Origin of the sequence: Paraburkholderia sp. BCC1884 (assembly GCF_900996225.1) — a bacterium.
In the GTDB taxonomy this organism is placed as follows: domain Bacteria; phylum Pseudomonadota; class Gammaproteobacteria; order Burkholderiales; family Burkholderiaceae; genus Paraburkholderia.
The window spans coordinates 224,718-236,315 of the sequence record NZ_CAAJGL010000068.1 but is presented as its reverse complement, the minus strand read 5'-3'; the positions used below and the strand labels follow the sequence as shown (position 1 = coordinate 236,315).

At 63.2% G+C, this 11,598-nt stretch carries 11 protein-coding genes; 3 read left to right on the top strand and 8 right to left on the bottom strand.

The window, feature by feature from the left end:
* Positions 1 to 15: 15 nt before the first annotated feature.
* On the bottom strand, positions 16 to 783 hold the full coding sequence (locus FQ705_RS07995) for a transporter substrate-binding domain-containing protein (protein WP_144139319.1): 768 nt from the start codon (positions 781 to 783) through the stop codon (positions 16 to 18).
* Positions 784 to 905: 122 nt separating this feature from the next.
* Here FQ705_RS07995 and FQ705_RS07990 point away from each other — a divergent pair, with 122 nt between their 5' ends.
* A complete protein-coding gene (locus tag FQ705_RS07990; protein ID WP_144139316.1) occupies positions 906 to 1,826 on the top strand; it encodes a LysR substrate-binding domain-containing protein in 921 nt (306 codons plus the stop codon).
* A 29-nt stretch (positions 1,827 to 1,855) separates the two neighbouring features.
* Here FQ705_RS07990 and lysA read toward each other — a convergent pair whose 3' ends face one another.
* Positions 1,856 to 3,094 carry a diaminopimelate decarboxylase gene (gene lysA, locus FQ705_RS07985; protein ID WP_144142262.1) on the bottom strand — a complete coding sequence of 413 codons (1,239 nt, stop codon included), beginning with the start codon at positions 3,092 to 3,094 and terminating at the stop codon, positions 1,856 to 1,858.
* A 119-nt stretch (positions 3,095 to 3,213) separates the two neighbouring features.
* Between lysA and FQ705_RS07980 the strand changes: the two genes are divergently transcribed.
* Positions 3,214 to 4,143 carry a LysR family transcriptional regulator gene (locus FQ705_RS07980; protein ID WP_144139313.1) on the top strand — a complete coding sequence of 310 codons (930 nt, stop codon included), beginning with the start codon at positions 3,214 to 3,216 and terminating at the stop codon, positions 4,141 to 4,143.
* A gap of 73 nt (positions 4,144 to 4,216) precedes the next feature.
* Complete coding sequence (locus tag FQ705_RS07975) at positions 4,217 to 5,065, top strand: oxidoreductase (RefSeq protein WP_144139311.1); 849 nt, start codon at positions 4,217 to 4,219, stop codon at positions 5,063 to 5,065.
* Here the strand turns inward: FQ705_RS07975 and FQ705_RS34785 are convergent.
* From FQ705_RS34785 to FQ705_RS07940, 6 genes are all read right to left on the bottom strand, one after another.
* Positions 5,062 to 5,478 carry a rubredoxin gene (locus FQ705_RS34785; protein ID WP_144139308.1) on the bottom strand — a complete coding sequence of 139 codons (417 nt, stop codon included), beginning with the start codon at positions 5,476 to 5,478 and terminating at the stop codon, positions 5,062 to 5,064. The genes FQ705_RS07975 and FQ705_RS34785 overlap by 4 nt on opposite strands.
* 337 nt (positions 5,479 to 5,815) lie before the next feature.
* Positions 5,816 to 6,832 (bottom strand): alpha/beta hydrolase, encoded by a 1,017-nt coding sequence (locus FQ705_RS07960; protein WP_144139304.1) that lies wholly within the window; start codon positions 6,830 to 6,832, stop codon positions 5,816 to 5,818.
* A 160-nt stretch (positions 6,833 to 6,992) separates the two neighbouring features.
* Positions 6,993 to 8,231 (bottom strand): aromatic ring-hydroxylating oxygenase subunit alpha, encoded by a 1,239-nt coding sequence (locus FQ705_RS07955; RefSeq protein ID WP_144139302.1) that lies wholly within the window; start codon positions 8,229 to 8,231, stop codon positions 6,993 to 6,995.
* 197 nt (positions 8,232 to 8,428) lie between these two features.
* Positions 8,429 to 9,880, bottom strand: coding sequence for a glycosyltransferase family 2 protein (locus FQ705_RS07950; protein ID WP_144139299.1), 1,452 nt, complete (start codon positions 9,878 to 9,880; stop codon positions 8,429 to 8,431).
* A gap of 62 nt (positions 9,881 to 9,942) precedes the next feature.
* Positions 9,943 to 10,542, bottom strand: coding sequence for a cytochrome b (locus FQ705_RS07945; RefSeq protein WP_144139296.1), 600 nt, complete (start codon positions 10,540 to 10,542; stop codon positions 9,943 to 9,945).
* A gap of 185 nt (positions 10,543 to 10,727) precedes the next feature.
* Positions 10,728 to 11,534 carry a class I SAM-dependent methyltransferase gene (locus FQ705_RS07940; protein WP_144139293.1) on the bottom strand — a complete coding sequence of 269 codons (807 nt, stop codon included), beginning with the start codon at positions 11,532 to 11,534 and terminating at the stop codon, positions 10,728 to 10,730.
* Between the last annotated feature and the right edge of the window lie 64 nt (positions 11,535 to 11,598).

The window sequence follows — 11,598 nt, the reverse complement described above, 5'->3', positions numbered from 1 at the left end:
TGAAAATCGAAGGGCTCAGTTGCCGTACGGATCGAAGTCGAAGTATTTCTTTGCGATCTGCGCGTACGTGCCGTCCTTCAGCATCGAGGCGATGGCCTCGTTGATCGACGCCTGCACTGCCGTCTCGTCCTTGCGCAAGCCGATGCCGACGCCGCGGTCGCCCATTGAAAGCGGCGCGCCGACAAAGGCAAAGCCCTTACCCGCCGGTGTGCGCAAGAAACCAATGTCCGCTTCCACGGAACCGAGCAGCGCGCCGTCGAGGCGGCCATTCTCCAGGTCGGCAAACACTTCATCCTGGCTCTTGTACGCAACCACGTGCGCGCCGAGCGGCGCCCAGTTCTTCAATGCATACGCTTCGAACTGCGTGCCCGATTGCACGCCGACCTGCTTACCGGCCAAGGCGTTCGTGCCGCCCGCGAGCGGCGAACCCTGACGCGCGATCAGCCGCGATTTGAACTGGAACAGCTTCGACGAAAACAGGATCTGTTGTTCGCGCTTCTCCGTGATCGCCATCGACGACAGGATCGCATCGATCTTGCGGGCCTGCAGCGCCGGGATCATCCCCGAGAATTCGAGCTCGACCCATTGGCAGCGCGCGTGAATGCGGCGGCAAATTTCGTTGCCGAGATCCACGTCGAACCCTTTAAAGCTGCCGTCCGGCGCTTTGGCGTCCATCGGCGGATAGCTCGGGTCGATACCGAGGCGCAAGGTGGTGGGCTCGGCGGCAAAGGCGGCGCTGCTGACAGTCAGCGCGGCGCTCAGGATCATCAGCGGAATTTTCATGGAGGAAGGGCGCGAAGTGGGCGGATTGACGACAGCGCTCATCCTATGCCGCGTCTGCGCCTCGAAGAAGTCCCGTTGAGGCTATCATGATCACTTTTACCGATCACTGAACGGAAGTCTTCATGGCGCTGACGATCTCCCAGCTACGCGCGTTCACCGCGGTCGCCGAGCATGGCAGCATCCGCGCCGCGTCGCGGGCGCTCGGCATTGCGCAGAGCGGCATCACACAGCAGTTGCAGAACCTCGAATCGATGCTCGGCGCAACGCTCTTCACGCGCACCAACCGCGGCATTGCGTTGACCGCGCTTGGTCAGCGCTTGTTGCAGCGGGCGGGTGCGATCATCGGCGAATGCGAGCGGGCCGAGCAGGAAGTGCAGCAGTTGCGCGGCGACTATGTGGGCGAGGTGACGTTCGGCATGACGACCGAGCCGTTGGTCGATGCATTCGCGCCGGTGCTGATGGAGTTTCGCACGCGCTTCGAACGCGTTGCGGTGCATCTGCGCACCGGCACGTCGCGGATGATGATCTCGTGGATTCGTGAAGGTACGCTGGATTTCGCCGTGGCGCTGGTATCGAAGCACACCGATACAGCCGATCTGTCGGTCACGCCGCTCTATCCGTCCGATCCGGTGATCGTCTGCCGGCAAGGTCATCCGAAAGCGGGCGCGAAGTCGCTGGCCGAACTGGTCGATTGCACGTGGGTGGCGACCCGCTCACCGAATCTCACCGAGGAACCGCACGTCAATCGTCTCAGCCATCTGTTCGAAAGCCACGGTCTGCCACCGCCAAAAATCATCGCGACGGTGGAGGGTCTCTACGAGACATTGCATCTGGTGGGCGCGACGGATTGTTTGTCGCTGGAGTCGTCGATCGTGGTGAAACGCGGGCCGTTTGCGAGCACGCTCGCCGCTATTCCGGTGCGCGAGCGCGCGGTCGATCAGAACGTCTGCCTGTTGCAACGCGCGGCCATTCCACTCACGCCCGCAGCGCAGGAACTGGCCACCATGATCGCCTCGTACACGCGCACGGTGAGAGCACGTTGACCGTGCGCCGACAAAGTGATTTTGAGCACTCAGTCCAACTGCTCCAGCGCGATCAGTTCACCGATCGTCTGGCGGCACCGGATCAGTCGAGGCTGACCACCTTCCACCAGCACTTCAGGCGCGAGCGGCCGGCTGTTGTAGTTCGAGGACATCGATGCTCCATACGCGCCCGCATCGTTGAACACGATGAAGTCGCCGACATCGGGCGTGGGCATGGAACGACTCATCACGACGCCGCCCTCTGCCTGCGTAAAGACATCGCCCGCTTCGCACAAAGGTCCCGCAACCGCGAACGAATCAAGTTCCGCCTCGCTCGGTGCGCCATCGGGCTTCAGCACGGTGATCTCATGATGGCTGCCGTAGAACGACGGTCTGACGAGGTCGTTGAATCCTGCATCGACCAGCGCGAATTGCCGCGTGGGCCGCGGGCTCAGCGCGTGCACTTCCGTCACGAGCACGCCGGCCTGTGCGACCAGAAAACGCCCCGGCTCGATCTCCAATCTCACGCGATGCCCAACGTGCGCTTCGATCTGCCGACGCGCCCCGTCCCACAAACGGAAGTAATGCGCGACATCGATACGCGGTTCGCCGTCGCGGTACGGAATCGACAGGCCACCGCCCGCTGAAATCGCCTCGATATCGTGACCGAGATTGTTGACGGCATCGACCATCGCATCGCACACGCGCGATAGATGCGCGTAGTCGACGCCCGAGCCGATATGCATGTGCAGTCCAACCAGCTTCAATCGATAGCGGCGCACCAACTCCAGCGCCAGCGGTACATCGTCGAGCCAGATGCCATGCTTGCTGTGCTCGCCGCCGGTGTTGGTCTTGTTGCTGTGACCGTGGCCGAAGCCGGGATTGATTCGCAGCCACACGCGGTGACCTTCGGCAGCCTGTTGTCCGAGGCGTTCGAGCATATCGAGCGAGCCCGCGTTGACCGTGATGCGCCGTTCCAGCACGGTGGCGAGCGTCGCGTGATCGATCAGATCCGCTGTGAACACCACGCCCTCGGGCTCGCCGTCCGGCGCAAAACCCGCAGCGAGACTGCGCGCGATTTCTCCGTGAGAAACCGCGTCGACCATGACACCTTCGTCGCGCATCAGCTTGAGGATGTGCACGTTAGAACAGGCTTTCTGTGCGTAGCGGATCGTATCGAAGCTGCGTAACCCGGCGATACGTCGACGGATCACATCGGCGTCGTAGACCCACAGCGGCGTGCCATGTTGCCTGGCGAGGTCGACGAGTTGTTGCGGAGGAAATGACATCATGATCGGTGAGGTCTCGCTAGAAGTCCAAGGCTTGCACGACTCCTATGATCCTGATAATCAACCATTCAGTAAAATAGCTATTTTTCTTCAGTCAATTCATTCCTGATATACCTTCCATGACGCTCACCCACCGGCATATCGAAGTCTTCCGCGCGCTCATGACAGCGGGCAGCGTCACGAAAGCGGCTGACCTGCTCTTCACCTCGCAGCCCACCGTGAGCCGCGAACTTGCGCGTCTGGAGCAGGTGATCGGCTTCGCGCTGTTCGAACGCGCGCATGGACGTCTGCGGCCAACGGCGTCCGCGCTGGCGCTGTTCGACGAAATCAAGCGTGCCTATGTCGGGCTGGAACGCGTCGCCTCGACCGCAGCGAGCCTGCGTGAATTCCAGGGCGGTCAGCTTTCCGTGATCGCCCTGCCCGCGTTTTCGCATTCGATCTTGCCCGGCGCTTCGAAGCGGTTTCACGATGCGCAACCGGACGCCAGCGTGTCGATCGCCACGCAGGAATCACCTTTTCTCGAGGAATGGCTCACGGCGCAGCGCTACGATCTCGGCCTGACCGAACACGGCGCGCCGCCGGCGGGCACGCGCTTGACGCCCCTGCTCGAAGTGGACGAAGTATGCGTGCTCCCGGACGGGCACCCTTTGCTGACCAGACATGTGATCGAGTTGCAGGACTTCGCGGACCAACCCTTCATCAGCCTCTCACCGAACGATTCCTACCGGATTCAGATCGACGAGGCTTTCGCTCAGGCGGGCATCGCGCGCCGCCAGATAATCGAGACGCCAACCGCCGTTTCCGTTTGCAGTTTCGTGCGGCAAGGCCTCGGCGTGGCGATCGTCAACCCGCTGACCGCCCTCGATTTCGCGGGCCGACATCTGCATATCCGGCCGCTCGCGTTATCGTTGCCGTTTCGGGTGAGCGTGATTCAGCCAGAGCATCGGCCGAGCCATCCGTTGGCGGCCGCGTTCGTTCAGGCGCTGCAAAGCGAAGCCGCCGCGCTGCGACTACAATTAAAAGCCCACACCAAACGCAAGCCACGATAGTGGAACGCCCGCCGAAACCTGGCGCCGCCCGCATCGTCATCGGTCGTAGCCCCTCTCCAAGGAGTTTTCCCAAATGATGAATCGAGACAATCCCGTCTGGCTGATCACAGGTTGTTCCACCGGCTTCGGCCGCGAATTGGCGAAGCTGGTGCTGGAGCGTGGCTGGCGCGCCGTGGTGACTGCGCGCGACGCGTCGAAGGTGAAAGACATTGCCGAAGGGCATGGCGATCGCGCGCTGGTCCTGTCGCTCGACGTCAACGACCCGGCGCAGGTTAAAGACGTCGTGAAGCAGGCAAAACAGCATTTCGGTCGCGTCGACGCGCTCGTCAACAATGCGGGTTACGGCTATCTGGCCGCGATCGAGGAAGGCGAGGACGACGAAGTGCGCGCGATGTTCGAGACCAATGTGTTCGGTCTGGTGGATATCACGAAGGCAGTGCTGCCCATCATGCGCGAGCAGCACAGCGGTTTGATCGTCAACGTGTCGTCGATTGGCGGCATCACCAGTTTCGCCGCGACGGGCTACTACCACGCCACCAAGTATGCGGTAGAAGGCTTATCGGAGTCGCTGGCGACGGAAGTGAAACCGCTCGGCATCGACGTGCTGATCGTCGAACCCGGTCCGTTCCGCACGAACTGGGCCGGTCCGTCGATCAAGCAATCGGCCACGGTGATCGACGACTACGCGTCCACGGCCGGCGAGCGACGCAAGCAGACCGAAGCACGCAGCGGCAAGCAGGCAGGCGACCCGGTACGCGCCGCGCAGGCGATCATCGACGCCGCCCTGTCGGACCATCCGCCGCTGCGCTTGCTGTTGGGCAAAATGGCGCTGGAATTGGCGCGCAAGAAACTCGACTTCATGCGCGGCGACTTCGACGCGTGGGAAGCGACGACGATCGGCGCGGACTACCCGGACGCCTAGAACTCGACCAGGGCGAAGTCTTCCTTGCCCACATCGCAGAGCGGGCAGCGCCAGTCGGCCGGCACATCGGCCCAGCGCGTGCCCGGCGCGATGCCTTCCTCCGGCAAACCAGCGGCTTCGTCGTAGATCCAGCCGCAGATCACACAGACCCACTGCTTGAAATCGTCCACCGGGGCAGCATGGTCGAGCGCCGAATCCGGCGCTTCGGCCGGCTCCGGCCTGGCCGACATGTCGAGGCTCACCACGAGCGGCGCAGCCGTGCCCACGCTGGACTCCGCGAGGCGCGCCTGCAGGCTTTCCAGCAGGCGCTGCGCCTCAGCCTGTGTCAGGTCGATCCAGTAAGGGTCGCCTGCACCGTCGTTGAGCCGTTCGGGAGAAAACTGGATTTCTACGGCTACGCCCTTCTTGTACATGGCAAACGGAGTATGGAGAGAGCCGGTAGCAATGACCGGCGTAGGTCGGAAGCGTATGACTGAGGCGGGACCGCAAGGGTCAGACGAACTGGTTCAGCACGATGGCGGCGATCAGACCGGCGGCGCCGATCAGGCCAAGCAGTTGCAGCAATGTGAGGGACTTACGTGGTGCGGTGTTGATCTGTTGCGTATTCACGGGCGGTTTCTTGAAGTTCGGAAAAAGCGAAATGGTACACGGGTCTGCGGCTCGTCCATCCCGATTGGCGCAAAGCCCCGTGCATCTGTTGCCATTATCGCCGCTCAGGCGGTCTGCATTGCCCACCACGCGGAGATGGATTCATTCCGCTGCGCTTGCAATGTGAGCCTGGGAAAGCCCCGCGCGGTTCGCCTTCCCGGAGACCACGCCCACCACGGCGTCCACCGCAGCAGGGTCGAGCGTCAAGCCGATATGTCCTACGCTCGGCACGATCGTCACGGGCACCGGCCGACCTGCTTGCGCGAATACATCGGCAAAGGCTTCGGCGTGAAAGGCCTCGTCGTCGGCGCCGACCAGCACGTCGATGGGACGCCGCGCCGCCGTGAGATCCGCGCGATAGTCGTCGTGCGGACGGAAATTCTGCATGAGGTTGTACGAGTACTGCGGCGTGAGCTTCGCCGCCGCCTCCGGTGCCAACGCGTAAGCCACCGTCGGGAGATGATTGAAAAGCGTGATGCGCAGCTTGTTCAGGATGACCAGCATGATCACGCGCGGCAGCCCGACATGCACCCAGCCGCCGACCGACGGCGGCGTGGTCGGCGCACGTTGATGGATGAACGGTGCGAGCAGCACATAGTGCTCGAAAGCCATCTGACGCGCGTCGCCGGCGAATCGCAGCGCAAAGCCACCACCGGCGGAAAATCCGACTAACGTGCGTGGCACGGCAGGCTGAACCTCGTCGAGAAAATCGCTCAGATCGTCTTCGAGCTGGCCGATGTAGGCAATCGTGCCTTTCGTGCCGGACGCGCCATGGCCGCGCACGTCGGGCACGTAGACCGCATAACCCGCTGCGGCGAGCGCTTTGCCCAGCGTGTGCATGCTCACGCCACTCGCCGACGAACCGTGAACCAGCACCGCGCTGCCGCGCGGCGGCGTGTCGTCGCTTGCATATCGGCGATACGCCAGCACGGCGTTGTCACGTGCGCTATAGCGCTCGATGGGAGGTAAATCGGAGGTATCGACGGATTTGAAAGGCTCGTTGATCGAAGCCAGCGGCGGCGGCTGTCTCGGACCACCTTTGATAAGCGCCACCGCCATGGCGGCGAGGCCCGCCAGAAACACGACAACCAGCACGACTGCATGCAGTTCGGTACTCATCGAAGGGGCCTCTCAAGCGATTTTTATGTTTGTAAATATCCTGATCGATGAGCCCGCGCCGCCTTGGCGTGCATGATTTTCTTTAGTGTTGCCGGCGGACTCGCCGCTCATCGTCGCCGACGATTGTAGGGTCCTGCCCGGCGTCGAATGACCTCGAATATCAGGTATTTGCGAGCGGATTACCGTGACGCGAATCCCAGAAACGGATCACCGCCGTGTCGCCCGTGCCGGCGCCCACCACCTGATCCGGCGCCCCGCTTTCGCGCAGCAACGCGCGCAGTTCGTTGATGACCGGAAACACTTCGTGATTCCAGTCCGAGCCTTGCGAATCGTGAGCCCGCTGTTCGGCTTCGACGATCGCGCGGTCTTCCTTGAAGATGCGTTCGGTGAACCACACCAGCAGCGGCCAGGCGAGATTCAGCACGCCGGGAACACCGGGCTTGCGAATCGACAACAGACCAAAGGTGCGGTTGGTGCGTTGCTCGCGGTCGAGCGGTACGTAGACGATCCACAGATCCATCACCAGCGTCTGTTCGGACGTGCGGATCTGCAGCGTCTGATACGGATACTGTGTGCGGATCGTCATCACGTCCTTGTCGTTGTCGCCGCCGGTCTTGCGGCTCTGACCGAACACGATGGCCTCGCCGATCGGCTGCTGACCGGCCATGCGTGCGAACGTGTAGTCGACCTCGACCCAGCCGTCACCCTTGCGGCGCCCGACCGAGCGAGCCCGCATTTGTCCCATCTGCCGGCGATGCAGGAACTGATGGTTCATGTCCATCAGGTTCTCGTGCATGAACGAGTAATGGCAATTTACCGGACGGCCGAAACGGCGCGTCTTGTACTTCTTGTCGGACACGGAACTGAAGGCCGGCAACGGCCGTTCGTCGGCCAGGGCGGCATCGCCCGGAAACACAAAAATCAGCCCTTCGATTTCGCGGCACGGATACGAACGCACGCCGTTCGGCAGACGTTCGCGGCCCAGATACGGCACGTCGATGCATTTACCCGAGCAGTCGTAGGTCCAGCCGTGATAACCGCAGCGAATCGATTCGCCCTCCACCACACCTTGATGCAAAGGCACCTGCCGATGCGCGCAGCGGTCCTCCAGCGCGAACACCTTGCCGGTTTCCGTGCGGGCCAGCACGATCGGCTCGCCCGCGAACGTCACGCCGTGCGTCTTGCCCCGCTTGACCTCATGCGACCACGCGAGCGGATACCAGTAGTCGGGGTGAATGCCGACACGGCGCAGATCGCGCACCTGGGCGCCGCTGGCAGCCTGAGAAGGCGCGTGAGCGGTCGAGCCCGCTGGCGCGTCGTTTTGCGAAGGGGCTGGCGCTGGCGACCCTGCCGGGCTTGCATCGATGGTGTCTTGTTCTAGCGGGGGAACAGCATGCATTGGTGACGCCTCCGTGCACGTACGGATAGAAGGTTAGGTTGCCACCCTATTTTGGGCGGCCATGGTCGCCAGTCTACTCGAACCGGCCGCCGTGCGGTTTTGACAATGGCGCGGGCTGCGCGTCTCGAGGAGCAGCATTGAGACGCCTACAGGCCCGCTAAAGCATGCTGTCGGAGCTGAAATTCGCCGGTTTCGGGTCAGCTTTCGTCGTGTGCGACGAGTCCGGAGCGGCGTTGCACGCCCCACACGCGTCCGCCGCGCAGGAATTGCAGCCAGCCGAGCGCCGCGCCGACGTGACGCACCAGCTGGAAGGTGAACGGTTCGGCAATCGCCGCGAGCACCGCCATCCACACGCTGTTGCCGCTGCGCTCGCCGGTCCAGCGCCGGTACAGATGGATGCTCCAGAGGTAGAAGGCGAGATCGATCGCCGTTTTCAGGCCGATCACGCTGAAGATCGACACCACGATCGCGCCATGCCCGCCGAACAGAAAACCGAGCAGCAGCACGAACGCGGTGAGGCCGTAAATCGGCTGCATGGTGTCGATTGCCTTGACCGGCAACATGACGAGGCCAAGCGTGCCGAAGCGCGGATTGCCTGTCATGTCGCGATTCCAGTACTGCGTCTGCAGGAAGCCCGCAAACCAGCGGCGACGTTGCCTCAGGAAACTCGTGAGGTTGTCCGGCGCATCGGTGCGGGCGTGCGCCTCGCCGACCACGCGCACGGTCCAGCCGAGATCGTGATCGACCGAGTAGCGGCGCAGCCGGTGAATCAGCTCGTAGTCTTCGACCAGACATTGAGGATCGAAGCCGCCTACGTCGACCAGCGCGTCGCGTTTGAACGACGCGAAGGCGCCCGAGATCAGCAGCAGGCTGTCGGCACGCATCCACGCAAAACGGGCGATGAAATTGCGCATGTACTCGTAGGTCTGGAACCACTGGAACACGCGGCCCGACACCGATTTGCCGCATAGCGGCACCAGAATGCCGGCCGCGGCGACCAGCTGCGGCTCGCTCGCGAAGGCGGCGCGCATCGCGTAGGTGGCGTCGTCGTCGAGCAGCGTGTCGGCATCGACGGTCATCACCGTGTCCGTGGTCATGACGACGATCGCGGCGTTCAGTGCACGCGCCTTGCCACCGTGCGGCACACGCAGCCAGAACAGGTTCGGATATAGCGAACTCGGTGCGCTCAGCACACCCTCGGCAGCCGCTGTGAGGCCGAAGCGTTCGGTGAGCAGCGCAGCGGTGTGGTCGGTGGAACCGTCGTCGGCGATCACGATCTGCGCCGGCCCGTGCGTCTGACGCAGCAAGGCGGCGAGCGTCACCGGCAGCACCGTCGCCTCGTTATGCGACGCGACGATCACGCCCATCTCCGGCAACGCGCGCGGGTCGTAATCGGGTTCGAGCGCCGGCGTGCGGCGCATCAGCGGCAGCGATTTCCACGTGACGAACGCCAGCAGCAAGGTGTCGTACAGCACGTACGCAATCCCCGTCGACCACGCCAACGCGCCTTTCAGAAAGAAGGCGCGCGCGAACAGCAGCAACCATACGGCGACCACGCTGACGTGAATCAGCGTGCTCGACAGCGTCGCGCGACGCGGCAGGATGCGCGGGGAGGCAAGGGCAAGCGCCTGTTCCAGGGTTTTCTTCAAAATGACTGCCGAATCCGTCGATGTGTTGCGGTTGATAGAGGATGCAAGGTCACCCACCGGCCTCACGGCACCATGCGCTCAAGAACCGATTTGCGATCGATCCACTGGTGCTTCAGCGCGCCGCCGATATGCATGGCCAGCAGCGCATACAGCGCGTAGCCGAGCCAGGTATGCAACGCGCCGAAGCGGTCGTGCAAGGTCTCCTTGAGCGCCGGATCGAGATGCATCACGTAGCCGATGCGCGGCCAGGGGAACAGATGGAACAGCTGCATCGGGTGCGTCGCCGCGTCTTTCCAGGCCGAATCGTGCAGCCAGCCGGACAGCGGCAAGGCGATCATCAGCAGGTACAGCAGGAAATGTGCGACGTGCGCAGCGATCTTTTCCCACGACGGAAACTCGCGCGGCAAAGGCGGCGGCTTATGCGACACGCGCCACAGAATGCGCAACAGCGCGAGACCCAGCACCGTGATGCCGATCGATTTGTGGGTATCGACCACGGGCCGCACCCAGTCGTCGGGCCACCATTCCGCGCTCACACCCAGCGCCACGTTGACGATCATCAGCAGCGCGATCAGCCAGTGCAGCGTCATGGCCGTACGGGTATAGCGCGTGGGCGACGATGTGCCGCTTGAATGCGTCAGGGAGTCGGCGTGGGTATTCATGGTAGTTCCGTTCGCACAGGCATGGTTTCGAAAGCTGTTTGAAAAGCCGGCCACGCCGACGCAGGGCAAGGCGTGCCGCCAATACCAAGCTAACGCTTCAGTGTGCCGGTTTATTCCAGCACGCGCTGAATGGTGTGTTTCAGATTATTTCCTGACGGCACGCGTCGCGACGAGTTCAGCGCAGGTCAACGGCGCGCTGACTCGCGTCGCGCGATCAGCGCGGTCGACTCGACTCGTTCGTCGAGCCAGCCGTTGGTTGCATGCGCATCCAGTAGCTCGCGAATGCGCCCGAGCAGTTCGTCGAGCCGCTCGCCGAGCCGTTCGCGCGACAGGCTTGACATGGACAACGGCCGCGCGCACAGCGATTCGACCGACACGCGCCGCGTTTCCACGATCGAGATGCGTTCGAGCGCGGCGAACGCCGATCTGGCCAGCACGCTGTCATGGCTCTCCCAGTCGTCGGATTTGCGCTGCAGACGTGCGGGGTCGCTCTGGGCATAGTCCTCGAGCAACGCGTGATAAGACGCGAGCCAGGCAATCGGCGCATCGGTCACGATGGCCGTCGAAAACAGCGCCACTGCGCCTTGCGGTTCGATCAGCGCATCCAGACGCGTCAAGGTGTCGGGCCGGTCCATCCAGTGAAAGGCGCGGCCGATCACGGCGAGGCGAAACTTGCCGAACGCCGGCGACAGATCGTAAGAACTACCTTGCCGATACTCGATGTTCGGCGCGATCCCCGCCCCAAGGCCTTCCGCGACGCGCAGCATCTCCGGCTCCGGATCGAGCGCAACTCCCGCGCCGACCCACGACGAGAACGCCAGCGACAGCTGCCCCGGACCGCAGCCCAGGTCGAGCAGCCGGTCCGCGCCGCCCAGCTCGCACGACTGCGCGACGCGCTGGATCAGCCGCGGCGAATACGCAGGACGGCCCGCGAGATAGTGCGCGGCGTTCATCTTGAAGCGATCGGGGACGAAGGGAATCGGAGCGGTCATCGTGAATTCCAGGCGAGCGGTGTGCGGCAAGAGGCGATCTGCAAACAACGATCTCCCAAGGCAC

Coding starts and splice junctions, on each gene's coding strand:
- FQ705_RS07995 (WP_144139319.1), bottom strand. CDS start 783: ATGAAAATTCCGCTGATGATCCTGAGCGCCGCGCTGACTGTCAGCAGC.
- FQ705_RS07990 (WP_144139316.1), top strand. CDS start 906: ATGGCGCTGACGATCTCCCAGCTACGCGCGTTCACCGCGGTCGCCGAG.
- lysA (WP_144142262.1), bottom strand. CDS start 3,094: ATGTCATTTCCTCCGCAACAACTCGTCGACCTCGCCAGGCAACATGGC.
- FQ705_RS07980 (WP_144139313.1), top strand. CDS start 3,214: ATGACGCTCACCCACCGGCATATCGAAGTCTTCCGCGCGCTCATGACA.
- FQ705_RS07975 (WP_144139311.1), top strand. CDS start 4,217: ATGATGAATCGAGACAATCCCGTCTGGCTGATCACAGGTTGTTCCACC.
- FQ705_RS34785 (WP_144139308.1), bottom strand. CDS start 5,478: ATGTACAAGAAGGGCGTAGCCGTAGAAATCCAGTTTTCTCCCGAACGG.
- FQ705_RS07960 (WP_144139304.1), bottom strand. CDS start 6,832: ATGAGTACCGAACTGCATGCAGTCGTGCTGGTTGTCGTGTTTCTGGCG.
- FQ705_RS07955 (WP_144139302.1), bottom strand. CDS start 8,231: ATGCATGCTGTTCCCCCGCTAGAACAAGACACCATCGATGCAAGCCCG.
- FQ705_RS07945 (WP_144139296.1), bottom strand. CDS start 10,542: ATGAATACCCACGCCGACTCCCTGACGCATTCAAGCGGCACATCGTCG.
- FQ705_RS07940 (WP_144139293.1), bottom strand. CDS start 11,534: ATGACCGCTCCGATTCCCTTCGTCCCCGATCGCTTCAAGATGAACGCC.